Origin of the sequence: Nocardioides sp. NPDC057772 (genome assembly GCF_042798075.1) — a bacterium.
Lineage (GTDB): Bacteria > Actinomycetota > Actinomycetes > Propionibacteriales > Nocardioidaceae > Nocardioides.
Genome location: NZ_JBHVKN010000015.1, coordinates 1 through 23,377 on the forward strand (window position 1 = coordinate 1; position 23,377 = coordinate 23,377).

General features: G+C 70.9%; 25 protein-coding genes and 1 riboswitch. Of the genes, 14 read left to right on the forward strand and 11 right to left on the reverse strand.

Annotated features, from left to right (window positions below; all coding sequences use genetic code 11):
* Together ACFVJS_RS04835 and ACFVJS_RS04840 are read left to right on the forward strand one after the other, a co-directional pair.
* Nucleotides 1-897 (forward strand): substrate-binding domain-containing protein (locus ACFVJS_RS04835; RefSeq protein ID WP_378877804.1); only part of this gene is annotated, 897 nt, incomplete at its 5' end.
* A gap of 41 nt (nucleotides 898-938) precedes the next feature.
* A complete protein-coding gene (locus tag ACFVJS_RS04840; protein ID WP_378877805.1) occupies nucleotides 939-1,913 on the forward strand; it encodes a GNAT family N-acetyltransferase in 975 nt (324 codons plus the stop codon).
* Here ACFVJS_RS04840 and ACFVJS_RS04845 read toward each other — a convergent pair.
* On the reverse strand, nucleotides 1,910-2,599 hold the full coding sequence (locus tag ACFVJS_RS04845) for a Pr6Pr family membrane protein (RefSeq protein WP_378877806.1): 690 nt from the start codon (nucleotides 2,597-2,599) through the stop codon (nucleotides 1,910-1,912). The genes ACFVJS_RS04840 and ACFVJS_RS04845 overlap by 4 nt on opposite strands.
* Nucleotides 2,600-2,868: 269 nt before the next feature.
* Between ACFVJS_RS04845 and ACFVJS_RS04850 the strand changes: the two genes are divergently transcribed.
* Nucleotides 2,869-3,216, forward strand: a complete 348-nt coding sequence (locus ACFVJS_RS04850; protein WP_378877807.1) for a YciI family protein — start codon at nucleotides 2,869-2,871, stop codon at nucleotides 3,214-3,216.
* The gene (lhgO, locus tag ACFVJS_RS04855; protein WP_378877808.1) at nucleotides 3,213-4,397 is read left to right on the forward strand and encodes an L-2-hydroxyglutarate oxidase; all 1,185 of its coding nucleotides are present in this window, start codon (nucleotides 3,213-3,215) and stop codon (nucleotides 4,395-4,397) included. Before ACFVJS_RS04850 ends, lhgO begins: the two co-directional genes overlap by 4 nt.
* Nucleotides 4,398-4,440: 43 nt before the next feature.
* Here lhgO and def read toward each other — a convergent pair whose 3' ends face one another.
* The gene (gene def / locus ACFVJS_RS04860) at nucleotides 4,441-5,055 is read right to left on the reverse strand and encodes a peptide deformylase (protein WP_378877809.1); all 615 of its coding nucleotides are present in this window, start codon (nucleotides 5,053-5,055) and stop codon (nucleotides 4,441-4,443) included.
* 95 nt (nucleotides 5,056-5,150) lie between these two features.
* Here def and ACFVJS_RS04865 point away from each other — a divergent pair, with 95 nt between their 5' ends.
* The 4 genes from ACFVJS_RS04865 to ACFVJS_RS04880 all read left to right on the forward strand — a co-directional run bounded on the left by ACFVJS_RS04865 (nucleotide 5,151) and on the right by ACFVJS_RS04880 (nucleotide 9,369).
* The gene (locus tag ACFVJS_RS04865; RefSeq protein ID WP_378877810.1) at nucleotides 5,151-6,515 is read left to right on the forward strand and encodes an acyl-CoA dehydrogenase family protein; all 1,365 of its coding nucleotides are present in this window, start codon (nucleotides 5,151-5,153) and stop codon (nucleotides 6,513-6,515) included.
* Entirely contained in the window at nucleotides 6,515-7,729 is a 1,215-nt protein-coding gene (locus ACFVJS_RS04870; RefSeq protein WP_378877811.1) for an acyl-CoA dehydrogenase family protein, read from the forward strand. Before ACFVJS_RS04865 ends, ACFVJS_RS04870 begins: the two co-directional genes overlap by 1 nt.
* Nucleotides 7,730-7,828: 99 nt before the next feature.
* Entirely contained in the window at nucleotides 7,829-8,365 is a 537-nt protein-coding gene (locus ACFVJS_RS04875) for a nucleosidase (protein ID WP_378877812.1), read from the forward strand.
* 74 nt (nucleotides 8,366-8,439) lie between these two features.
* Nucleotides 8,440-9,369 carry a patatin-like phospholipase family protein gene (locus tag ACFVJS_RS04880; protein WP_378877813.1) on the forward strand — a complete coding sequence of 310 codons (930 nt, stop codon included), beginning with the start codon at nucleotides 8,440-8,442 and terminating at the stop codon, nucleotides 9,367-9,369.
* 85 nt (nucleotides 9,370-9,454) lie between these two features.
* Here the strand turns inward: ACFVJS_RS04880 and galK are convergent, their stop codons facing one another.
* Together galK and ACFVJS_RS04890 are read right to left on the reverse strand one after the other, a co-directional pair.
* On the reverse strand, nucleotides 9,455-10,615 hold the full coding sequence (gene galK / locus ACFVJS_RS04885) for a galactokinase (protein WP_378877814.1): 1,161 nt from the start codon (nucleotides 10,613-10,615) through the stop codon (nucleotides 9,455-9,457).
* A 50-nt stretch (nucleotides 10,616-10,665) separates the two neighbouring features.
* Entirely contained in the window at nucleotides 10,666-11,241 is a 576-nt protein-coding gene (locus ACFVJS_RS04890; protein WP_378877815.1) for a LysR family substrate-binding domain-containing protein, read from the reverse strand.
* A gap of 115 nt (nucleotides 11,242-11,356) precedes the next feature.
* A riboswitch (guanidine-III (ykkC-III) riboswitch) is annotated at nucleotides 11,357-11,420 on the forward strand.
* A 10-nt stretch (nucleotides 11,421-11,430) separates the two neighbouring features.
* On the opposite strand from ACFVJS_RS04890, the gene ACFVJS_RS04895 reads away from it, so the two are divergent.
* Nucleotides 11,431-11,745 carry a DMT family transporter gene (locus ACFVJS_RS04895; protein WP_378877816.1) on the forward strand — a complete coding sequence of 105 codons (315 nt, stop codon included), beginning with the start codon at nucleotides 11,431-11,433 and terminating at the stop codon, nucleotides 11,743-11,745.
* A 108-nt stretch (nucleotides 11,746-11,853) separates the two neighbouring features.
* A complete protein-coding gene (locus tag ACFVJS_RS04900; RefSeq protein WP_378877817.1) occupies nucleotides 11,854-12,537 on the forward strand; it encodes a TetR/AcrR family transcriptional regulator in 684 nt (227 codons plus the stop codon).
* A gap of 19 nt (nucleotides 12,538-12,556) precedes the next feature.
* Here ACFVJS_RS04900 and ACFVJS_RS04905 read toward each other — a convergent pair whose 3' ends face one another.
* On the reverse strand, nucleotides 12,557-13,462 hold the full coding sequence (locus ACFVJS_RS04905; RefSeq protein ID WP_378877818.1) for a cation diffusion facilitator family transporter: 906 nt from the start codon (nucleotides 13,460-13,462) through the stop codon (nucleotides 12,557-12,559).
* A gap of 64 nt (nucleotides 13,463-13,526) precedes the next feature.
* Between ACFVJS_RS04905 and ACFVJS_RS04910 the strand changes: the two genes are divergently transcribed.
* The 3 genes from ACFVJS_RS04910 (at nucleotide 13,527) to ACFVJS_RS04920 (ending at nucleotide 16,120) form a co-directional block, all read left to right on the forward strand.
* Entirely contained in the window at nucleotides 13,527-14,318 is a 792-nt protein-coding gene (locus ACFVJS_RS04910) for an isocitrate lyase/phosphoenolpyruvate mutase family protein (protein WP_378877819.1), read from the forward strand.
* A gap of 8 nt (nucleotides 14,319-14,326) precedes the next feature.
* Nucleotides 14,327-15,085, forward strand: a complete 759-nt coding sequence (locus tag ACFVJS_RS04915; RefSeq protein WP_378877820.1) for an MOSC domain-containing protein — start codon at nucleotides 14,327-14,329, stop codon at nucleotides 15,083-15,085.
* A gap of 75 nt (nucleotides 15,086-15,160) precedes the next feature.
* Complete coding sequence (locus ACFVJS_RS04920; protein WP_378877847.1) at nucleotides 15,161-16,120, forward strand: lipid kinase; 960 nt, start codon at nucleotides 15,161-15,163, stop codon at nucleotides 16,118-16,120.
* A gap of 7 nt (nucleotides 16,121-16,127) precedes the next feature.
* On the opposite strand, the gene ACFVJS_RS04925 is transcribed toward ACFVJS_RS04920, so the two are convergent.
* Entirely contained in the window at nucleotides 16,128-17,021 is an 894-nt protein-coding gene (locus ACFVJS_RS04925; RefSeq protein ID WP_378877821.1) for an SMP-30/gluconolactonase/LRE family protein, read from the reverse strand.
* Between the two features lie 120 nt (nucleotides 17,022-17,141).
* On the opposite strand from ACFVJS_RS04925, the gene ACFVJS_RS04930 reads away from it, so the two are divergent.
* On the forward strand, nucleotides 17,142-17,777 hold the full coding sequence (locus ACFVJS_RS04930; RefSeq protein WP_378877822.1) for a LysE family translocator: 636 nt from the start codon (nucleotides 17,142-17,144) through the stop codon (nucleotides 17,775-17,777).
* A 7-nt stretch (nucleotides 17,778-17,784) separates the two neighbouring features.
* Here ACFVJS_RS04930 and ACFVJS_RS04935 read toward each other — a convergent pair whose 3' ends face one another.
* The 5 genes from ACFVJS_RS04935 to ACFVJS_RS04955 all read right to left on the reverse strand — a co-directional run bounded on the left by ACFVJS_RS04935 (nucleotide 17,785) and on the right by ACFVJS_RS04955 (nucleotide 23,373).
* A complete protein-coding gene (locus ACFVJS_RS04935) occupies nucleotides 17,785-18,972 on the reverse strand; it encodes an ABC transporter permease (protein ID WP_378877823.1) in 1,188 nt (395 codons plus the stop codon).
* Nucleotides 18,969-19,850: an ABC transporter ATP-binding protein gene (locus ACFVJS_RS04940; RefSeq protein ID WP_378877824.1), complete on the reverse strand. Its 882-nt coding sequence runs from the start codon at nucleotides 19,848-19,850 to the stop codon at nucleotides 18,969-18,971. The genes ACFVJS_RS04935 and ACFVJS_RS04940 overlap by 4 nt, the downstream gene beginning before the upstream one ends.
* An 86-nt stretch (nucleotides 19,851-19,936) precedes the next feature.
* A complete protein-coding gene (locus tag ACFVJS_RS04945) occupies nucleotides 19,937-20,608 on the reverse strand; it encodes a response regulator (RefSeq protein ID WP_378877825.1) in 672 nt (223 codons plus the stop codon).
* Entirely contained in the window at nucleotides 20,605-21,978 is a 1,374-nt protein-coding gene (locus ACFVJS_RS04950) for a sensor histidine kinase (RefSeq protein ID WP_378877826.1), read from the reverse strand. Before ACFVJS_RS04950 ends, ACFVJS_RS04945 begins: the two co-directional genes overlap by 4 nt.
* 96 nt (nucleotides 21,979-22,074) lie before the next feature.
* Nucleotides 22,075-23,373, reverse strand: coding sequence for a DEAD/DEAH box helicase (locus ACFVJS_RS04955; RefSeq protein WP_378877827.1), 1,299 nt, complete (start codon nucleotides 23,371-23,373; stop codon nucleotides 22,075-22,077).
* Nucleotides 23,374-23,377: the final 4 nt, after the last annotated feature.

A 23,377-nucleotide genomic window follows, 5' to 3' on the forward strand; every position in this document is an offset into this window, starting at 1 on the left:
GGCTACGAGCGTCCGGTGAAGCTGCGCCAGCGCAGCGAGGGCCTGGTCGGGCTGATCACGCCCGAGCTCGACAACCCGATCTTCCCGGCGTTGGCGCAGGTCATCGCGCAGGGGCTGACCCGTCAGGGCTACACGCCGGTGCTCGCCACCCAGACCCCGGGCGGATCGACCGAGGACGAGCTCACCGAGATGCTGGTCGAGCGCGGCGTCACCGGGATCATCTTCGTGTCCGGTCTGCACGCGGACACCACCGCCGACATGACCCGCTACGAGAAGCTCCGCGCCCAGGGCGTTCCGTACGTCCTCCTCGACGGGTTCACCCCCGAGATCAAGGCGCCGTTCATCTCGCCCGACGACCGTGAGGCGATGCAGCTGGCGGTCACCCATCTGGCCACGCTCGGCCACTCCAAGATCGGCCTGGCCGTCGGCCCCCGTCGCTTCGTCCCGGTCCAGCGCAAGATCGAGGGATTCGTGGCGACGATGACCGACCGCTTCGGGCTGAGCGCCGAGGAGGTCGAGAAGGGCCACATCCGCGACTCGCTGTTCACCCTCGAGGGCGGTCAGGCGGCCGCCTCCGCGCTCCTCGACGAGGGTTTCACGGCGATCGTCTGCGCCAGCGACATGATGGCGCTCGGCGCCATCCGCGCCGCCCGCTCGCGCGGCCTGCAGGTGCCCGAGGACGTCTCCATCGTCGGCTACGACGACTCCCAGCTCATCGCCTTCACCGACCCGCCGCTGACCACCGTCCGCAAGCCGGTCCAGGCGATGGGCCAGGCCGCCGTCCGGGCGATCCTCGACGAGATCGCCGGCACCGGCACGCCCCACTCGGAGTTCGTCTTCCACCCCGAGCTCGTCGTGCGCGGCTCGACCGCGTCGGGCCCGCGCGTCAACCCCTGACCCCCGGGGAGGGGCCGGCGCGCGGCTGGCAGGATGGGCGCGTGACGATTGTGGCTGCTGCTGACGGTTCGGCGCTCGGAAACCCGGGACCCGCGGGGTGGGGTTGGTATGTGGACGAGTCCACCTGGGCGTGCGGCGGATGGCCCCACGGCACCAACAACCAGGGCGAGCTGACCGCGGTCCTGGACCTGCTGCAGCAGACGGCCCACACCGGCGAGCCCCTGCTCGTCTACTGCGACTCGAAGTACGTCATCAACTCCATCACCCAGTGGATGGCGGGCTGGAAGCGCAAGGGCTGGAAGAAGGCCGACGGCAAGCCCGTCCTCAACGTCGAGATCATGAAGGAGCTCGACGCGGCGATGCAGGGCCGTGACGTGCGTTTCGAGTGGATCAAGGGCCACTCCGGGCACCCGCTCAACGAAGCCGCCGACCGACTCGCGAACGGTGCCGCGCTGGCCTACCAGGAGGGCCGCACGCCGGACCCCGGCCCGGGGTTCGCGGGTGCCGTCGAAGCCCCCGCGATCGCTCCTCAGGTCGCGCGACCGGAGCCCGACGAGCCGGACGACCTGCTCGGCCTGCTGACCGCGGAGCCGGCGGCGGGCGCCGAGCCCGCGGCGTACTCCTTCTCCGCCGACCAGAGCCGGATCGACCCCGACTGGGTGCACCGGATGCTGCGACAGTCCTACTGGGCGAGCGACCGGACGCGGGAGGTGCAGGACGCGGCCAACAAGGGGTCGCGCTGCTACGGCGTCTACGACGCGGCGGGCACCCAGGTGGCCTTCGCCCGGGTGGTCAGCGACCTGGCCGACTTCGCCTGGCTGTGCGACGTGATCGTCGACCCGGGCGTACGCGGCCAGGGGATCGGCACGCTGCTGATCGAGGGCGTCGTCGCCGACCTCGAGCCCTACCGGATCCGCAGGACGCTGCTCGCGACCGAGGACGCCCACGAACTCTACGCGAAGTACGGCTGGGAGCCTCTGCCCGCGCCCGAGCGCTGGATGATCCGCAACGGCTAGGGCATCGCCCGGGTGGTGGAAGGCTCGATCGGGGCGAGGTCTCGGCGCCGGCCGACGCTGACGACGCCCCAGGCGACCAGCGTGAAGGCCGCGGCGATGCCGGCGACGTAGAAGGCGACGACGAGATAGCCGTCCTGGACGTGCGGATTGAGGAACGGGTAGGGATACCACCATCCGTCCCCGGTGAGCGGCGAGACCACGAACTCGCCGCGCAGCAGCGTGTAGACCACCCAGACGATCGGCCACGAGATGACGACCGCGATCGTGCGCCACGGCAACCGGCGGCGCGGCGGAGCGAAGAGCAGGTCGACGACCAGGAAGATCGGCCCGACGAGGTGCAGGACCTCGTTGGCCCACGGTGTCGTGGCGAGCGCGATCCCGCGCAGCAGCACGTTGTAGACGACCCCGGTGATGGTCATGAACGTCGTGGCGGCGGCGAGCAGCACGGCGATCCACACCGGCTCCGGACCGGTGCGGGTCAGCGCCCAGACCGCGCCGGCCACGAGTGCGGCCACGGCGAAGAGGTTGGACTCGATCGTGAAGTAGCTGAAGAAGTTCACCAGGACCGTCGCCGTGCTGGAGCCTTCGACGGGCACCGTGCGCAACGCGTTGCGGAACTCGGTCAGGATCGCCGCGAGGATGAGCGCGGCCATGGCCAGGCGCAGGATCGACCAGGTCTTCGTCACGGACTCACCGTAAGGCCGCGACGTGCCGATCGTGGCGATAATTCGAGCGAACCCTGTCGTGTCCCGCGGTCGGCTCATCGTGAGCTCTGTCGGCAGCCGGACAGGCCACCCCAGGGCCCACGCCTCGCAGAGGAGATCACCGGGTTCTGGGGGCGGTGACGGCAGCCGCGGCGTACGTTCTTCCCGAGGAGCTGTCGAAAGCGGCTGAACCCGTTCGTGGAGCGAGTGAGGGGTGGCGACGAGCGCTGCCCGAAGACAGGAGGTTGTCGATGACCAAGTATCTGATCTCGTTCCGCGACGAGGCGGTCGACCACCGCGACGAGGACGTGGCCGAGATCGCCGCTGCCTCCTCCGAGATGACGCGCGAGGCCATGGCGGCCGGCGTCTTCGTCTTCGGAGGGGGGATCAAGGGCGGTCTCGAGGACGCCTGGACGGTCGACGAGGCCGGCGTGGTCACCGACGGTCCCTATCCGGAGAGCAAGGAGCACCTCGGCGGCTTCATCATCGTCGACGTCGACACCCTCGACGATGCGCTGATGTGGGCGGGGAAGTGCGCCGCGGCATGCCGAGCCACCATGCAGGTCCGCGAGATGCTCTCGGGGGCTGAGGCGCGTTGACCACGACCGGAGTCGTCGGCGGCGGGATCGTCGGACTGGCGGTGGCGCGGGAGACCCTGCGCCGCCGCCGCGCCGATACGGTGATCGTCTTCGAGAAGGAGACCACGCTCGGCGCCCATCAGACCGGCCACAACTCCGGCGTCGTCCACGCCGGCATCTACTACAAGCCGGGCAGCCTCAAGGCTCGGCTCTGCACCCGCGGCCGAGACCTCCTCAAGGACTTCGCGGCCGAGCACGGGATTCCGCTGGAGGAGTGCGGCAAGCTCGTCGTCGCGGTCGGCGAGGACGAGATGGGTCGCTTCGACGCGCTGGAGAAGACGGCCACCGAGAACGGCGTGCCGGGGCTGAGGCGAGTCGGCCCCGAGGAGATGAAGGAGATCGAGCCGTACGCCGCGGGGCTGGCCGCCCTGCATTCGCCACGCACCGCGATCACCGACTACGTCGCGGTGACCGAGGCGCTCGGCCGGAGCATCACCGAGGCCGGGGGAGAGGTACGCCTCGGCGAGGAGGTCACCGGCATCCACCGAGTCCCCGGTGGGATCGGGGTGGAGACTCCCACCGGCCGGACCAGGGTCGACCACCTGGTCGTATGCGGTGGCCTGGAGTCCGACCGGCTAGGCGAGCTGACCGGCGGGCCGAAGGCGCCCCGGATCATCCCGTTCCGCGGCGAGTACATGCAGGTCAGCGCGGCGAAGCAGGATCTCGTCCGCGGCATGGTCTATCCCGTCCCCGACCCGCGCTACCCGTTCCTCGGCGTGCACTTCACCCGTCGAGTGGGCGGTGGCCTGGAGGTCGGGCCCAACGCCTTCCTGGCGCTCAGTCGCCGGCGCTACGGCCGTACGTCGCTGACACCGCGCGACCTCGTCGACACGCTGGCGTGGCCCGGGTTCTGGCGGTTCGCCGCCGAGCACTGGCGCACCGGTGTCACGGAGCTTCGCGGCGTACTGTCCAAGCAGGCCTACATGCGTGAGGCCCAGCGCTACGTGCCCGCGATCGGCGCCGCCGACGTCGAGCGCGCGGGCCTCGGGCTGCGGGCCCAGGCCGTCGAGCGCGACGGCTCGCTGGTGGACGACTTCGTCATCCACCACTCCGACGGCATCACCTCGGTGCGCAACGCGCCGAGCCCGGCCGCGACCTCGAGCCTGGCGATCGCCGAGTACGTCGTGGACCGGATGGCCTAGCCGGAGGTGGGGCCGACGTGGGCCGATGTGGGCCGATGTGGGCTCAGTCGACGTGCTCGCCGGCGGGCCAGTCGGCGGGGTAGTCCTTGGCCACGCGGTCGTGCTCCTTGGTGAGCTTCTTGCGGGCCTTCGCGGAGATGCGGTCGCCGAAGACGGTGCCGTTGGTGTGGTCGGTCTCGTGCTGGAGGCAGCGGGCGAGCAGGCCGTCGCCCTCGAAGTGGACCGGCTCGCCGTCGAGGCCGAGGCCGTCGACGGCAGCCCAGTCGGGACGGCCGCAGTCGACGAAGGCGCCGGGGAAGGAGAGGCAGCCCTCCAGGTCGACGTCGAGGCGGCGGTCGTCGCCCTCGGGCAGCGTCAGCACGGGGTTGCAGACGACGCCGACGGTGCGCTGACCGGTGGCGTCGGGGCAGTCGAAGACGAAGATCGCGACGTCCTCGCCGATCTGGTCGGCGGCGAGGCCCACGCCCTCGGCGGCGTACATCGTCGCCACCATGTCGGCGGCGAGCTCGGTCAGCGCGGCGTCGAAGACCTCGACCTGCTTCTTCGGCCGGTGCATGACCGGCGTGCCCCAGCGCGTGATCGGCCGCACCCTCCCACCCTCAGGCAGGGCGCCGTGGGGCGCGAGCGGGGCAACGGATTCGAGCGAGGAGTCGGACATGTGCCAAGCCTATAAAGAAGCGGTGCATGGTTTGTTACCGCTATCACCGCCCTCCGTTGTAGACCGTGTTGTAACTCCGAGTTACAGTTCTTCTCATGAGTATCCTCCAAGGCCTACGTGGCGGGCTCTCGCACGGAGTCCCGTCCGGCGAGTCGCGTGATCCGATCGGATTCGCCGTGGCCGGTCTGCGCAAGCTCTCGCAGAGTCCTGCGCTCGACCGGCTCGGTGTCCGCAAGCAGACCGAGCAGGTCGTCTTCACGGTTACCCGCAGCGGGTTCAAGACGATGGCGGCGACCAGCCGCGCGTTCAAGAAGAAGGGCAAGCAGGGTGCCCCGGGCGTACGCGTGCCCAACGCCATCCCCCAGGGCGTCTTCGACCTGACCCCGACCGAGGACGAGCAGATGCTCGTCGACGTCGTCACCGAGTTCGCCACCGAGGTCGTACGTCCCGCTGCGGCCGAGGCCGATGAGGCCTGCGCCGCGCCCGAGGAGCTGCTCAAGTCCAGCCTGGAGATCGGGCTGCCGATCCTGGGCGTCCCCGAGGAGCTCGGTGGCATCTCCGAGACCCGCTCCGCGGTCGCCGGCACCCTGGTCGCCGAGGCGCTCGCCAAGGGCGACCTCGGTCTGGCCGTCGCAGCGCTCGCGCCCGGCTCGGTCGCGACGGCGCTCGGCCTGTGGGGCACCGACGAGCAGCAGCAGACCTACCTGCCCGCCTTCACCGAGGGCAACGTGCCCGCGGCCGCGTTCGCGCTCAACGAGGACAAGGTCCTCTTCGACGTGCTCTCGCCCTCGACCACGGCCACGAAGACGGCCGACGGCTACATCCTCAACGGCGCCAAGTCGCTGGTCGCCCGTGGCGCCGAGGCCGAGCTCTTCGTGGTCGGCGCCTCGCTCGCCGGCAAGCCGGTGCTGTTCCTGGTCGAGTCCTCGACCTCGGGCCTGAGCATCGAGTCCGAGCCCGCGATGGGCGTACGCGCCGCCTCGCTGACCAAGCTGACCCTGAGCGACGTGAAGGTCCCCGCAGAGGCCGTTCTCGGTGAGACCGACGGCTCGACCTACACCGAGGCCGTGCGGCTTTCCCGCCTCGCCTGGTGCGCGCTGTCGATCGGTGTCGGCCAGGCCGTCCTCGACTACGTGACGCCCTACGTCAAGGAGCGCGAGGCCTTCGGCGAGCCGATCGCCCACCGCCAGTCGGTGGCGTTCATGGTCGCCAACATCGCCATCGAGCTGCAGGCGATGCGCCTGGTGACCTACAAGGCCGCCAGCCGCGTGGCCCAGGGCATCGACGCGACCCGTGAGATCGCGCTGGCTCGCAAGCTGTGTGCCGACAAGGGCATGCAGATCGGCCTCGACGGCGTCCAGCTGCTCGGCGGTCACGGCTTCGTCAAGGAGCACCCGGTGGAGCGGTGGTACCGCGACCTGCGTGCGATCGGGATCATGGAAGGCACGGTGCTGGTCTGATGGCCATCAATCTGGAGGACCCCAAGAAGCTCAAGCCGCTGCGCGAGCAGATCCACCAGGTCGCGATGAACATGCTGCGGCCGATCTCGCGCAAGTACGACAAGGCCGAGCACGAGTACCCCACCGAGCTCGACATGCTCGCCGCCATGGCGGACGGTCTGTCCGAGTCGGGTCAGGGCGAGGGCGCGGGCGCCACCGGCGTACGCCGCGACTCCAAGCCCGACGACGGCAAGGTCAAGAACGGCGCCAACATGTCCTCGGTCCTCTCCGTCTCGGAGATGTGCTGGGGCGATGTCGGCCTCACCCTGGCGATGCCGCGCCAGGGCCTGGGCAACTCGGCGATCGCGTCGGTCGCCAACGACGAGCAGCACGAGCGCTTCGACGGCATCTGGGCCTCGATGGCGATCACCGAGCCCGGCACCGGCTCCGACTCGGCCAACATCAAGACCACCGCCACGCTCGACGGCGACCACTACGTGCTCAACGGCGAGAAGATCTTCGTCACCTCCGGCGACCGCTCCGACGCGGTCGTGGTGTGGGCGACGCTCGACAAGGAGCTCGGCAAGGCGGCGATCAAGTCGTTCGTGGTCGAGAAGGGCACTCCGGGGATGAAGGTCGAGCGTCTCGAGCACAAGCTCGGGATCAAGGCCTCCGACACCGCCACGATCACCTTCACCGACTGCCGGGTGCCCGCCGAGAACCTGCTCGGAAGCCCCGAGATCAACGTCAAGGAGGGCTTCGCGGGGGCGATGGCCACCTTCGACAACACCCGCCCGCTGGTGGCCTCGATGGCGGTCGGCTGCGCCCGTGCGGCGCTCGACTACACCCGCGACCTGCTCCAGCAGGCGGGTGTCGAGATCGACTACGACCGGCCCGCTCACCTCCAGTCGGCGGCCGCGGCGAAGTTCATCCAGCTCGAGTCGGACTACGAGGGTGCCTACCTCCTCATGCTCCAGGCCGCCTGGATGGCGGACAACCGTCAGCCCAACTCCAAGGAAGCCTCGATGGCCAAGGCCAAGGCCGGCCGGATGGGGTCGGACGTGACCCTGTCCTGTGTCGAGCTGGCCGGCACCATCGGCTACTCCGAGGGTGAGCTGCTGGAGAAGTGGGCCCGCGACTCGAAGATCCTCGACATCTTCGAGGGCACCCAGCAGATCCAGCAGCTGATCGTGGCCCGGCGGGTTCTCGGGCTCTCGTCCGCGGAGCTCAAGTGACCCACTAAGGTCTGCCGCCATGAGTGAGCGCCAGCGAACGACAATGGGCCTCAGGCCGCCGCTTCCGTATTCTCTGATCTCCTCGACGGAGGCGGCGGCATGAGCGTTCTCGTGGTGTCAGCGACCAAGGCCGAGGCGGCCCATGTCCCTTCCGGGCTCAAGGTGGTGATCACCGGGATCGGGAAGGTGGCGGCTGCCTCGGCCGTCTCGCGTGTGCTGACGGCCGATCGGACGATCCGGCAGGTCGTCAACATCGGCTCCTGCGGCGCGCTGCGCGACGGCCACACCGGCCTCCTCGAGGTCGGCACGGTGCTCAACCACGACTTCTCCGCCGCCGCGATCCGGGCGCTGGGCTACGACGTCGAGGACGCCCTCGAGGTCGGTGAGTCCGACATCGTCTGCGCCACCGGAGACCTGTTCGTCACCGACACGGCCGTACGCGCCGAGCTCGCCGAGCGGGCTCACCTGGTCGACATGGAGGCCTTCGCCGTCGCCTGGGCAGCTCGCGAGGCCGGCGTGCCGGCACGGATCGTGAAGCACGTCTCCGACAACGCCGACGAGACCGCCCTCGACTGGGCCAACGTCGTCGACCGCTCCGCCCGCGACCTCGCGGACTGGCTGACCGCGAACGTGTGACGTGCGCCCCTGCCCGGGGGTGTCGGACCGACCCCGGGCACGGATCTACTCATCGGTAGCATCACAATCCAGGTGTGGACGCATTGCAATCGGGAGTGGTGGACCTGCTCCGGTCCCGCCTCGGCGGGGACCGTGGGGAGAAGAGTGACGAGGCGACCCTGGCCCTCGTGATCGAGGGTGGCGGCATGCGCGGGATGCTGTCGGCGACGATGGCCGCGGTCCTTGCCGAACGGGGTGTTCTGGATGCTGTCGATCTGGTGGTCGGCACCTCCGCCGGCGCGGCCAATGCGACCGCGGTGGCGGCGGGGACGATCGGTGCCTTCAGCGAGTCGTACGCCTCGGTGTTCGCCTCGCCCGAGTACATCGGCGCCGGGCGGATGCTGCGGCGCAAGTCGATGGTGGACACCCGAGGGATCACCACCCGCTCCTCGGAGCTGTTCGAGTGGTCGCTGGCGCTGCGCGAAGGAGCGCCCCGGCTGGCGGCGGTGGCCACCGACGTGATGACCGCCGAGTCCGTCCCGCTCACCGACTTCGCCGACGCCACCGACCTGGCCGAGTCGGTGATCGCCTCCAGCCAGCTGCCCCTGGCCGGCGGTCTTCCGGTGACCGTACGCGGCCGCCGCTGGCTCGACGGCGGGCTGGTCGAAGCGGTGCCGGTCGCCTCGGCGGCGGCGCTCGGGGCGACGCACGCCATCGTGCTGGTGACCCGTCCGTTCGGGACGGCGCCCGGCTACGGTCCGGCAGACCGCGTCATCGAGCGCTACCTGCGCCGGGTCAACCCCGAGCTCGGCGAGCTCTACCGGACCAGGCCGGAGCGCTACCGCAGCTCGGTCGCGGAGATGAGGGCCGGGAGCTTCGCGGGTGCGCACACACTGACGTTCGCGCCCGGCGCGGGCGACCCGATCCCGGGGCGTACCGAGACCGACGTCGAGCTGCTCCGGGCCGCGCGTGAGGCCGCGGTCGCCACGGCGACCCGGATGCTCGCCGAGGCGGGTCTGGTCTGAGCCGGCGGGCCGGGGCGGGATGCTGACCGAGGTAACTCGGTCAGCGCCCACTGACCTCGTGGAACTCCACGAAGTCATTGTCAGTTCACCGCGTTACCTCGGTGAACATCGCGCCCTCCGACGGGCTGGCGATGAGGTGGCCCGGGGCGCCGTAGCCGGCCGCGGCGAAGGCCTTGTCGATGGCCGCGCTGACCGCCTCCACGGCCGCGGCGGGGAGGATCGAGACGATCGAGCCGCCGAAGCCGCCGCCGGTCATCCGGGCGCCGTCGGCACCGGCGCCGACCGCGGTCTCGACGGCGAGATCCAGCTCGGGCACCGAGATCTCGAAGTCGTCGCGCATGGAGGCGTGCGAGGTGGCGAAGAGCTCACCGATCGCGGTCCAGTCGCCCGCGCCCAGCGCGGTCACCGTCGGCTCGACCCGGGCGATCTCGGTGACGATGTGGCGGGCGCGGCGGCGTACGACGTCGTCGCTGAGGGTCTCGACCTGCTCCAGCGTGGCCTCGCGCAGCGAGCGCAGCCCGAGGTCGGCGGCGGCCTTCTCGCACTGGGCACGGCGCGAGGCGTAGCCGCCGTCGGTCAGCTGGTGCTTGACCCGGGTGTCGGTGACCAGGACGGTGCGCTCGCCCAGGGCCAGCGGGACGCTGCGGTGCTCACCTGAGGAGAAGTCGATCAGCAGGGCGCCGCCGGCCTCGGCGAAGACCGAGACCGACTGGTCCATCCCGCCGGTCGGCGCCTTGGCGACCTCGGTCTCGGCCCGGATCCCGGCCGCGACGACGGCGCGCCGCAGGTCCTCGTCGAGTGTCCGGCCGGCGACGCCGAGCGCCGCCATCGCGGTGGCGCACTCGACCGACGCCGACGACGACAGGCCCGCACCGAGCGGGACCGACGACTCCAGGTGCATGTCGAGACCACCCGTCACCAGGCCGGCCTCACGCAAGGTCCACAGCACCCCCGCGACGTACGCGGCCCAGCCCTCGATCTCCGGACCGAGCTCGTCGACGTGGCCGGTGAACGGCTCGCGCTCCTGGGCCGAGGCGATCCGGATGACGCCGTCGGTGCGCGGTGCGGCCGCAGCGTACGTCGCGTGGGGGAGTGCGACCGGCAGCACCAGTCCGGCGTTGTAGTCGGTGTGCTCGCCGATCAGGTTGACCCTGCCCGGCGCCCTTCCGACCACCGTGGCCTCGGTGCCGAACGTGGTGCGCAGCGCCTCGGTCGCGCGGGCGGTGAGGTCGGTGGGTTCGAGCATGGTGCAAAGTCTGCCCGGTCACTCACCGGGAGCGCTCATCTGGGTGCGTCTCAGCGTCGGGAGGAGTTCCGCGAGCGGCCGCGGACGATGCCGATGAAGGTCTGCACGCGCTCGTCGTCGTTGTCGATCAGCCAGGCCAGCCCGACGGTGGTGGGCTCGACCCCCGCCACGGGACGGAAGACGGCGTCCTTGCGGTGATAGAGGCGAGCGATCGACATCGGCACGATCGCCACGCCGGTGCCGGCGGCGACGGTCTCGATGGCGTCCTTCTCGCTCATCGGCGGCCAGGCGAGCTGTTCGGCGCTTGGCGTCCAGCCCCCGCGCTCTGGGATGACGAGCTGCTCCTCGGCGAGATCGTCGAGGGTGATCTCCTCGAGCAGGGAGAGGAGGTGCTCGTGGCCCATCACCGCGACCGGCTGCTCCTCGTAGAGCGGGATGCAGTGGAGCCCGTCGCGGTCCACGGGAAGGCGGACGAGGCACATGTCGAGGTCGCCCTCATGCAGCAGCCGCTCCTGGTCCTCCTCGGTGACCGGGACCAGCTCGAGCCGCTCACGGCTGCGGTCACGCCAGATCCGGGCCCACTTGTCGGGGGTGGCTCCGGTGACGAAGCCGACGGTGAAGGTCACCGTCGCATCCTCTCATCATCGTGCCCAGAATTCCGTTCCGGATCCCGTGCTGAAGAACACGCGTTCTCTACCATCCTGAAGTTTCTATCGAGTGACAGTTTTGCTAATGTCGAAGACGTCAGCCGAGACCGGCTGCCGGACGAGGGAGCCGTACCCGGAGGCGCGACAAGACGGCCGTCTGGAGTGGTCATGTCCTGGCTTTTTCTCGTTGCATCTGGCGTCCTCGAGGCGGTGTGGGCGCTCGCCCTGGGCCGCACCGAGGGCTTCTCGCGGCTGGTCCCGTCGGTCGTGTTCGGCGTTGCCCTGATCGGCAGTCTGGTGGGTCTCGCGATGGCCATGCGCACCGTGCCGATCGGCACCGCCTACGCGGTCTGGGTCGGCATCGGTGCCGCGCTCACCGTCGGCTACTCGATGGTCGCCGGAGAGGAGTCGATGAGCCCGGTACGCGTCCTGCTGATCGTCGCGCTCGTCGGCTGTGTCGTCGGGCTGAAGCTCACGCACTGAGTGGTTTGCGGGTGGACACGTGGCCCAGCGCTTGACTCTTTCGATATGAGTGCGAAACTTGCCCTCTCCAACGTTATCTATCGTGCGACAGAAAAAGGCGATGCCACGGTGTCACAGATCTCGCCGCGTCCTGGTCGCGGCCGTCCACGGCTGCTTCCCGGCAAGATTGCGGCGAACCCTCGAGATCAGATCCTCGCTGCCGCCGCTGAGCTCTTCGTGGGCCGCGGCTACGCCGGCACCACGACCCGCGAGATCGCGGAGGGTGCCGGCCTGAGGCAGGCCTCCATCTACTACCACTTCGGCAGCAAGGAGGAGATCCTTGCCGTGCTGCTCGAGCGGTCGGTCCAGGACCGCGTCGAGCAGGCCGGGAAGATCGAGGCCGTCATGGGGTCGGTCACTCCCGACGTGGGCCTGTACGCCCTCGCCGTCAGCGACATGAGCGCGCTGGTCGCGATGCCCTACAACATCGGCATGCTCTACCGCCTGCCCGACGTGATCGCCTCGCCCGTCTACGACCGTTACGGCCATCTCCGAGGGGACCTCGTCGCCGGCTACAACCGGGTCGCGCAGCGGGCCGCGGGGGAGCGGGTCTCGGCGAGCAGTGACGAGCCCGGGCTCGGCGAGCTGCTCGTGCAGATGGTCGAGAGCGTGGTCAGCCTCCGCCGAGACGACCGCATCGGCAGCACCACCGTCGCCACGATCGCCTCGGCCTGCCTGAGGCTGTGCGGCATCGCCGAGGACGCGATCGAGCAGGCGCGCGAGGCAGCCCTCACCGCACTCTCCCGGGCCTGACGTCCCTCCGGCGAGAGGCTCAGTGCATCCCGGGCTCGTGGGCCAGGTGGGTCTCGGGCTCGAGCTGGAAGGTGGAGTGCTCGACGTCGAAGTGTCCGGCCAGACAGGCCTGGACCCGGTCGAGGACCTTCGGCGCGCTGCCGTCGAGGAAGCACTCCGGCCGCAGGGTCAGGTGGGCCGAGACCGTGGGCAGGCCCGAGGTGACGGTCCAGGCGTGCAGGTCGTGCACGTCGACCACGTCCTCGACCTCGAGCAGGTGCTGGCGCAGGTCCTCGACGTCGACCTCGGCCGGTGCGCCCTCGAGCAGGATCCGGCCGCTGTCGCGGAGCAGACGCACACCTGCGTACGTCATCAGGGCGACGACCACGAGCGAGGCCACCGGGTCGGCTCGGGTCCAGCCGGTGAGCAGGATGACGACCGCGGCGACGAGGGTGCCGATGAAGCCGTAGAGGTCGGAGAGGACGTGCTGGTAGGCGCCCTCGACGTTGAGCGAGGTGCGGTTGGCGCGGGCCATCAGGGCGGCCGCGATCACGTTGACGACGCAGCCGACGAGCGCGACGACGAACATCGGCCATCCCTCGGCGTCGGGCGGGTCGATCAGGCGCCGGATCGCCTCCACGCCCACCACGGCGGCGAAGACGAGCAGGGTGATGCCGTTGAGCGCCGCGGAGAGGATCTCGGCCCGCTTCCAGCCGTAGGTCCACTGGCCGTGAGCCGGCCGGGCGGCCAGCCGCATCGCCCACAGCGCCGCCGCGATCGCGCCGACGTCGGTGAGCATGTGACCCGCGTCGGCGAGCAGCGCGAGCGAGTTGGCGATGATCGCGACCACCACCTCGCCGATCAGGAACACACCCAGGAGCGACATCGCGGCGATCAGGTAGCGCCGGTCCGCCGCGGGAGAGATGTGGTCGTGGTCGTGCCCCATGTCCGATGAGTCTAGGTCGGATTCTCGCGTGCGCCCGCGAGGCGGTCGTGGCAGGGTGACCGGCATGTCGCTCGCCGAGAACTTCCTGTCGCTGCACCTGCCCGGACGCCCGCTGCTGATGCCCAACGCCTGGGACGCCGGCTCGGCCAAGGTCCTGGCCTCGCTGGGATTCCAGGCGCTGGCCACGACCAGCAGCGGGTACGCCGCGACCCTGGGCCGCATGGATGGCCAGGTCACCCGGGACGAGGTCATCGCCCACGCGACCGCGCTGGTCGACGCGGTCGAGGTGCCGGTCTCGGCCGACCTGGAGGCCGGCTTCGCGGCCACCACCGCCGAGGTCGAGGAGACCTTCCGGCTCGCCGTCGCGGCCGGTCTGGCGGGTGCGTCGATCGAGGACTACGCCGGACTCGAGAAGGACACGATCTATCCCGTCGAGGAGGCCGCCGAGCGGGTCGCGGCTGCCGCCGCGGCCGCCGGGGACGGCTTCGTCCTCACCGCTCGCGCGGAGAACCACATCCGTGGCCGCGACGACCTGGACGACACGATCACCCGCCTCCAGGCCTATCAGGAGGCCGGAGCCGACGTGCTCTTCGCGCCCGGAGTCATCGCGGTCGAGGACGTACGCCGCCTGGTCGACGCCGTCGACCGGCCCGTCAACGTCCTGCTGCTCCCGGGCGGACCGTCGGTCCCGGAGCTGGCCGAGGCCGGTGCGGCCCGGATCTCGGTCGGCGGCGCGTTCGCCTTCGCCGCGCTCGGCGCCGTCAAGCGAGCCGCCGAGGAGCTGCTCGGCTCCGGGACCACCGGCTACAGCGAGCTGGCGGCCGAGGGCGCCAAGGCGTTTCGCAGCGCTGGTTGACTGGGCCCGTGACCGATGAGCTGACGGTGGTGCGCGCGGGTTTCGCGCCGATCAAGGGGACCAGGCACCTGGCCTACGACCAGGTCGTGCTCGACGCCCAGGGGGCCGTGGGAGACCGCGGGTTCGCCCTGGTGTCGGTCGACCCTGCGGACCCGGCGCGCGGGCGGGTGCTGCGCACCGTCCAGAACCCGTCGCTGGTCGCCGTGCGAGCACAGGTCGTGGGCGACCGGCTCGACGTGGAGCTGCCGGACGGCGAGACCGCCTCGGCGGAGCCGGTGGCGACGGGGGAGACCATCACCTGCGACTACTGGGGCCGCGAGGTCGAGCTGGAGCTGGTCGGCGGTCCCCACGCCGAGCTGCTCTCGCGGTGGCTGGACCGGCCGCTGCGACTGGCCCGTGCCCGCCGTGGAGACGTCGTCTTCGCGGGCTCCGTGTCGGTGGTGACCACGGCCTCGCTGCGCGACCTCGCCGGGCGGACCGGCCAGGACGCTCTGGACGCGGCGCGGTTCCGTCCCAACCTGGTGGTCGAGAGCGACGAGCCCTACGCCGAGGACACCTGGGTCGGCCGGGAGGTCCGGGTCGGCGGTGCGACGCTGCGGATCGGCGTACCCATCCCGCGCTGTGCGGTGATCGACATCCATCCGGAGACGGGGGAGCGGGACGTACGCGTCCTGAAGACGCTCGCCACCCACCGCCCGCTCAACCGGGCCGGCGAGCCGGCGTTCGGCGTCTTCGCCGAGGTGGTCACGGCCGGCGTGGTGGTCTGACACCGCCGTCACAGTCCGCTCACAGGAACGCGCCAGCGTCGACTCAGGTGGACTGCGTACGCTCCTGTTGTGGACATGCAATCGCTGTTGTCGCGCGACTCCGTCAAGGTCGCGCTCGTGGTCAACGCCGGCTCGCGCCGGGGACAGGACGCCTTGGCGTCGTCCGAGGAGATGCTGCGGTCCGCGGGCATCGCCGACGTGCACTCCTACGCTGTCCACTCGGGGGAGGAGCTGGAGGCAACGCTCGACGAGGTGGCGGCCGACAAACCCGACCTGCTCGTCATCGGTGGTGGTGACGGCTCGGTGGGCGCGGCGGCGGCCCGGATCGCCGGGAGCGACGTCGTGCTCGCCGTGCTGCCGCTCGGCACCGCCAACGACTTCGCCCGCACGCTCGAGCTCGACCAGGACCCGGAGACCGCGGTCCGGCAGATGCTCGAGGGGAAGATCATCAACGTCGACATCGGCCGGGCCAACGGCCACGCCTACCTCAACGTCGCCTCCTTCGGCCTCTCGGTCGCGGTGACCGAGGCGCTGAACCCGCGCCTGAAGAAGCTGATCGGGCCGGCGGCCTATCCGGTCGCGACCCTCCAGGCCTACCGACACCACAAGCCGTTCACCGCCCGGCTGGAGTTCCCCGAGGGCGACCACGACACGATGGAGCTCGACGACCTGCTCCAGGTCGCGGTCGGCAACGGCCGCCACTACGGCGGCGGCAACACCGTCTCGCCCACCGCGTCGGTGGACGACGACCTGCTCGACGTCTACGCCATCGTCCGCGGCCGGATGCGTGACCACGTCTCGATCGCGCGGCTGCTCAGGAGCGGCCACTTCATCGAGCACGAGCAGGTGCACCACGTGACCACCTCAGCCGTGCGGATCACCACCGACGAGGCGATGCAGGTCAACCTCGACGGTGAGATCGTCACCGAGACGCCGACCGACTTCACGCTGGAGAGCAACGCGCTCCACGTCGCGGTGCCGATCCGCAGCCGCGCCGGGCGGCTCGACGGCCCGCCGCCCGACGTCCAGGCCTGAGGCCGACCTAGGGACGCCCCGCATGCGGGACGTCGACCCGGATGGCCAGCAGCCGCGCCTCGGTGTTCGCCTTGCGCGGCTCCTCGAAGAAGTCGGGGGCGGCACAGGCGTACAGCGTCCTCCCGTCGCCGCCGCCCAGCATGCAGGCGAAGACGCCGCCGTCCAGCTCGATCTGCTCGAGGATCTCGCCGCCCTCGGCGACCCTGACCAGCCGGCCGAAGACCCCGTCTGCGGTCCAGAGGGCGCCCTCGGCGTCCAGGCAGCAGCCGTCGGGTGCGAGGACGGCGTCGCCCATCGCCTCGGCGAACGCGGTGTGGGTGCTGAGCTCGCCGAACTTCGCCCAGGTACGCCGGTTGGTCAGCGACCCGTCCGGGGCGATGTCGAACGCGGTGATCCGGTTGCCGCAGGTCTCGTCGACGATCAGCGTGCCGTCGTCGGTGATGACGCTGCCGTTGGGAAACCACAGGTCGTCGGCGACCTCGGCCACCGTCCCGTCCGGGTCGACCCGGAGCAGCACGGTCGGCGCCACGTCGGCGCCGGCCATGATGTCGAAGCCGAAGTTCCCGACGTACGCCCGGCCCTGCTCGTCGACGACCATGTCGTTGAGATGGTGGCTGATATGGCCGCTGAGGTCGGCATGGGTGACCAGCGAGCCGTCGGACTCGCGCCGCAGGATCCGGCGGTCGCTCATCGACACGACCAGGAGATGGCCGTCGGGGAGCCAGCCCAGCCCCGAGGGCTGCCCCGGCACCTCGGCTTCGACCCTCAGGTCGGACCCGTCCTCCCGGGCCGAGTAGACCTTGTGGGAGTAGAAGTCCACGAACCAGATCCGGTCCTGGTGCCAGCGCGGGCACTCCAGGTAGTGCAGGTCCGTCACGATGGTGCTGATCTCTCGGGCCATGCCGGGCTCCTCCGGTCGACGGTGACAGGTTTCGACCCACCCTGGCGTCTCCGCCCCGGGTTTGTCTCGGCGAACGAAAATTCGTTCGGGCGATGGAGCGCCTGGGCCTAGCCTCGAACGGTGATCTCCGCGTCCGCTGCCCTCGCCGTCGCGACCATCGCGTTCGGGATGGTCGTCACCCCCGGTCCCAACATGATGTATCTGGTCTCCCGGACGCTGATCCAGGGACGTACGGCCGGGATGGTCTCGCTCGCCGGGGTGGTGACCGGGTTCCTGCTGTACGTCCTGGCCACCACGCTCGGTCTGGCGCTGCTGTTCGCCGTGGTCCCGGGGCTGTTCGTGGCGATCAAGATCGCTGGGGTGGCCTACCTGATCTATCTGGCCTGGGGGATGGTGCGTGGCTCCAACCAGGCGCTCACCCCGGATGCCGACCTGCCGCGGCACTCCGCGTGGCGGCTCTACCTGACCGGGCTGACCACCTGCCTGCTCAACCCGAAGATCGCGCTGATGTACGGCGCGCTGCTGCCGCAGTTCGTCCAGGCCGGAAACGGGCCCACGAGCCTGCAGCTGATCGAGCTGGGGCTCGTGCAGATCGCGGTCGCGACCGTGGTCAACGCGGTGTGGGTGGTCCTCGCCGGGCGGGTGTCCGGCGTGCTCCGCCGCAGCCGCCGCGTCGAGCGCGGGGTGCGCTGGACGGCGGGCGGGCTGCTGACGGGCTTCGCGATCCATCTCGGCTTCTCGCGCGCCTCGGCCTGAGCCGGACTCACTCCTCCAGCCGCCAGGCGGCCTTGAGGGAGAGCTGGCCGCCGGTCTGGAGCAGAGCCCTGCTGTAGAGGCGCTCGGCGAGACGTACGAGCGCGACGCCGAAGGCGAGGAGCAGGACCACGGCGATGATCGGCTCCCACCAGGCGGCGCTGCCGTCGACCAGGCGCATCGGCATGAGCACCGCGGAGAGCGGCGGCACGTAGGACCCGATCCGCTCGCCGACACCGTCGAGGTAGAGAGCGCCTAAGAACATCACCATGAGCAGCATCGTGATCGGGGTCGAGGAGGACTGCAGGTCCTCGGTGCGCGAGGCGAGCGCACCCGCGACCGCCCACAGGGTCGAGAGCACCACGAAACCGATCAGGAAGAAGACCACGAACCAGCCGATCGCGCCCGAGAGCGCGGGCAGCGCGAAGCTGAAGTCGGTCAGGCTCAGTCCGACCAGCCCGACGGCGACGTAGATGAGCATCTGGGCGACCGCGATGACCGCGTTGCCGATGATCTTGCCGGCGAGCAGCTGCCGCAGCGGCACCGCGGCGGCGATCATCTCCACGATCCGCGACTGCTTCTCCTCCACGACGCTGTTGGCCAGCGTCATCCCGAACATGATCGAGGCGAAGTAGAAGACGATCGCGAGCGCGTAGCCGACGACGTAGCGGATCGCGGTCAGCTCGCTGTCGCCCTCGAGCTGGTCGAGCGCGACCGCGGATCCCCTGGTCAGCTCGGCGGCGGTCGTGCCGGCGGCCCCGGCGTTGTCGGCCAGGACGATCGCCTCGACCGCCTGCCTGACCACGTCGCGCAGCTCGGAGTCGGGGTCCTGGAGCGTGACCAGCGTCCAGCCCTGTGCGGTCGGGTGCAGGTACGCGTCGGCCTGCTCCTCCTCGAGCGCGTGCCGGGCGGCGTCGGCGTCATCGACGGCGACCGGCTCGATGCGTACCTTCTCGTCGATGTCACCGGCGCGCTCGGCGATGCCCTCGGCCATCGCCTGCGAGGCCGTGGACGAGTAGGCGAGGTCGTAGGACTTCTCGCGGCTCTCGCTCCACGCGGTGAAGCCGAGCACACCCACGATCACCGCGAGCATCACTGCGGTGCCGATCAGGGTCGACTTGTCGGTGGCGCGGACCGCCACCTCGCGGCGCGCGACGATCTGCCACACGGGCTGGCTCCTGGGCCTGGGCGTCGTCATGCGGTGACCTCCCGGTAGATCTCGGACAGGCGGGGCACGACGCGGTGGAAGTCGAGCACGTTCCCCCGGGTGGTGGCCTCGGTGAGCAGTTTCTGCTCGGCGCCAGGGGAGACGACCTCGATCTCGGCCTCGGGGCCGGCGACGTCGCGTACGTGGAGGCCCGGCAGGTCGCGTACCCACCCGGCGTCGCCGTCGAGCAGGACCCGGTAGCGCAGCGCCGCCTCGGCGCGCAGCTCCTCGCCGGTGCCCTGGGTGACCACGCGGCCGCGAGCCATGACCACGAGCCGGTCACACAGCCGGTCGACCAGGTCGAGCTGATGGGAGGAGAAGACGACGGGTACGCCGTCGCGGGCGTGCTCGCGCAGCAGGTCGGCCATCGCGTCGATCGCCTCGGGGTCCAGACCCGAGAACGGCTCGTCGAGGATGAGCGCGACCGGGGCGGGGACGAGCGCGGCGATGATCTGGACGCGCTGCTGGTTGCCGAGCGACAGCTTCTCCAAGGGGTCCTTGACGCGGGCGCCCAGTCCGAACCGCTCCAGCAGCGCGGTGATCTCCCGGCGCGCGTCGACGGTGGTCATGCCACGCAGCCGGGCCAGGTAGACCAGCTGGTCGATGATCGGCTGTTTCGGGTAGAGGCCGCGCTCCTCGGGCATGTAGCCGAACCGACGCCGGTCCTCGCGGGTCACCTCGTGCCCGTGCCAGGAGACCCTGCCGGCATGGGCGGCCAGCACTCCCATGATCATCCTCATGGTGGTCGTCTTGCCGGCACCGTTGCCGCCCACGAACCCGGTGAGCCCACCGGACGGGACCGGGAAGGACACGTCGTCGACGGCGACCATGTCGCCGAAGCGGCGGGTCAACCCGCTGACCTCGAGCATCGAAACTCCTCTGCGTCGGAAATGAACGGGACCCACGCTATTTCAGCCCCGCGACCGGCGGATCCGTCGCGAGGATGAACCCGTCCTCACCCGTTGGGCGGGCTCGCGGGCAGCAGCCCGTGACGGTGGATGAAGACCACGGTCTGCACCCGGTCGCGCAGCTGCAGCTTGGCCAGACAGGCCGACACGTGCGTCTTCACGGTCGCCTCCGTCAGGAACAGCCGGCGCGCGATCTCGTTGTTGCTCAGCCCCTCGCCGATGAGCAGCAGCACCTCGCGCTCGCGGGCGGTCAGGAGGTCGAGCTCCTTGGGTGGTTTCGGCTGCGGCACCGAGGGAGCGTTGTCCCTGGTCACCCGGCCGATCACGCGCATCGTGACCTCCGGCGCGAGCAGCGCGTGGCCGTCGGCCGCGGCACGCACCGCCTCGGCCAGCGAGTCGGGGTCGGCGTTCTTGAGCAGGAAGCCGCTGGCGCCGGCAGCGAGCGCGTCGAAGAGGTAGTCGTCGCGGTCGAAGGTGGTCAGGATGATCACCTTGGCGTGTCCTTCGGCAACGACCGTACGCGTCGCCTCGATGCCGTCGGTGCCGGGCATCTGCACGTCCATGAGGACCACGTCGGGCCGCAGCTCGCGCGCCTTGGCGATCGCGTCGGCGCCGTCGGAGGCCTCGCCCACCACCGAGATGTCGTCCTCCATCGAGAGGATGAGACGGAACCCCGAGCGCACCAGCTGCTGGTCGTCGGCGAGCAGCACCCGGATCATCGAGCGACCCCCGCCGAGGACGGGACGGGGGAGTCGAGCGGGAACCGCACCCGCACCCGGAACCCCTGCACCGCGCGGGGCCCGATGTCGACCTCCGCCTTCCGGACGGCTGCCCGCTCGCGTACGCCCAGCAGACCCAGGCCGCTGCCGGAGGTGCCATGGCGGGGCCGGCCGTTGTCGGTGACCTCGACCTCGGCGTACGGGGCAGCGGCCGACCGGTCGACGCGGAGCACGACCTGGGCGCGGTCGGCGGTCGAGTGGCGGCGGACGTTGGCGAGCGCCTCCTGGACGATCCGGTAGACCGAGTGGGCCAGGGGAAGGGGAAGGTCCTCGACCGGGCCGACGGCCTCGTAGTCGACCAGCAGCCCGCTCTCGCGCACCTCGTCCAGGAGCCCGGGCAGGTCCTCGAGCCGAGGCTCGGGGCGGCGTACGCCATCGGGTTCCGCCTCCGCGTCACCGGCGGGGTCGCGCAGGGTGCCGAGCAGCGAGCGCATCTGGGTGACGCCCTCGCGGGCGGAGGCCTCGACGTTGCCGAGCGCCTCGGCGGCACCCTCGATGTCGCCGGGACGGCCGCGTTCGAGCAGCTTGCGCCCGGCGGCCGCCTGCACCCCGACGACCGCGACATGGTGGGCGACCACGTCGTGCAGCTCCCGGGCGATCCGCAGGCGCTCGTCGATGACGGCGCGGCGCTGCAGCTGCCCGGACTGGGCCGCGATGGTCACAGCCTGCGCGGCGAGCTCGGCCTTCTGCCGCGTGCCCCGCCAGGCGACCTGGCCGCCGACGATCGCGCCGATGAAGTAGAGGAGGTTCATCAAGGTGGTGAGCAGCACGTAGGCGGTCACCGGGCCGACGAGCGAGGAGCCCTCCGCGTCCGAGGTCGACTCGCGGATCTCGTCGATGCCGCTGCCGACCGCGAACTGCCACGAGAGCCAGGCGAACATGAACAGGGTGATCAGACCCATCACGACCACCATGTCGCGCCGGCTCCGCGCCCAGGCGGCGCCTGCGAAGAACGCGACGAAGTAGATGATCTGCATGGGCAGCAGCCCCATCACCATCGGCAGCCACACGCCGGTGACGAACATGTGGACCCCGGCCAGGAGCGCGATCGTCAGCGGGAACCGGCGCCGGAAGACCAGCAGCGCGGCTCCGCTGATCACCGCCAGCCACTCGACCCAGGTCGGCGCGTCGCTGCTGTCCAGCGTGCCGACCCCGCGGATCAGCTCCAGGGTGACCAGGCTGGCGACCAGCACGACCGCGCCGACCAGCCAGTCGCCGAGCGTGATCGAGCCCTCCCGCTCCCAGTCGTCGTCGGTCGCGAAGAAGGTCGCCAGCCGGCCGGAGGAGCCGGCGTCGTCGTGCACAGTCACCCGGCCAACCCTAGTTCCGCCGGAGGACCAGGTCCTCAGTCTCGAGTCGGAGTTCGATCCGCCTAGCGGCTCCGGCGGCTCGACCAGCGGGAAGACTCAGCGGGTGCCGGCGGCGCGCTGGCGCCGGCGGGCGCGGGAGCCGGGGCGGCTCTTCCGGGTGCCGGTGCCCTCGCCGGCGGGGCGGCGCGGCGGCTGGGTGACGACAGGGACGAACGGGCCAGGACGGCTGCGCTCGCCCGGGGCCAGCTCGACCAGGATCGGGTGGTCGGGGCCGTCGACCCGGGTGGTGGTGGGCTTGATCCCGGCGGCGCGGGCGAGGCTGCGTACGTCCTTGACCTGGTCGGGCAGCATCAGGGTGACCACGGTGCCGGAGGCGCCGGCACGGGCCGTACGACCGGAACGGTGCAGGTAGGCCTTGTGCTCGGCGGGCGGGTCGGCGTGGACGACGAGGGTGACGTCGTCGACGTGGATGCCGCGGGCGGCGATGTCGGTGGCCACCAGGGTCGTCGCCTTGCCGGAGTGGAACGCCTCCAGGTTGCGTACCCGGGCGTTCTGGGACAGGTCGCCGTGGAGCTCGACGGCCGGGATACCGGCGCGGCCGAGCTGGCGGGCGACGCCCTTGGCGCCGTGCTTGGTGCGGGTGAAGACGACGGTGCGGCCCGGGGCGGCGGCCAGGTCGGCGAGCACCGGGATGCGGTGCTCGCGGGCCGAGAGGTGCAGCACGTGGTGCTCCATCTCGGCGACCGGCGACTGGGCGGAGTCGGCCTCGTGCACGACCGGGGCGGAGAGGAACTGCTTGACCAGCACGTTGATGCCCTTGTCGAGCGTCGCGCTGAACAGGAGCCGCTGGCCGCCCTTCGGCGTCGCGGCCATGAGGCGCTTGACCGCCGGGAGGAAGCCGAGGTCGGCCATGTGGTCGGCCTCGTCCAGGACGGTGATCTCGACGGAGGAGAGGTCGGCGTGACGCTGTCCGATCAGGTCCTCGAGCCGGCCGGGGCAGGCGAGGACGACGTCGGCGCCCTTGCGCAGGCCGATGACCTGCGGGTTCTGCCCGACCCCGCCGAAGACGGTCTGCACGCTCAGGCCCGCCTCGGTCGCGAGCGGACGCAGTGACTCCTCGATCTGCCGGACCAGCTCACGGGTCGGCGCGAGCACGAGGGCGCGCGGCTTGCCCGCCTTCGCCTTCGGCCCGCCGGCGAGGCGGGCGACGAGCGGAAGCAGGAAGGCGTACGTCTTGCCCGACCCGGTCCGCCCGCGGCCGAGCACGTCGCGGCCGGCGAGCGAGTCCGGCAGGGTCGCTGCCTGGATCGGGGTGGGGGAGGTGATGCCGTGGTGGTCGAGAACGGCGGTCAGGTCTGCGGGCACGCCGAGCGCGCTGAAGCTCTGCTGGGACAAGGAG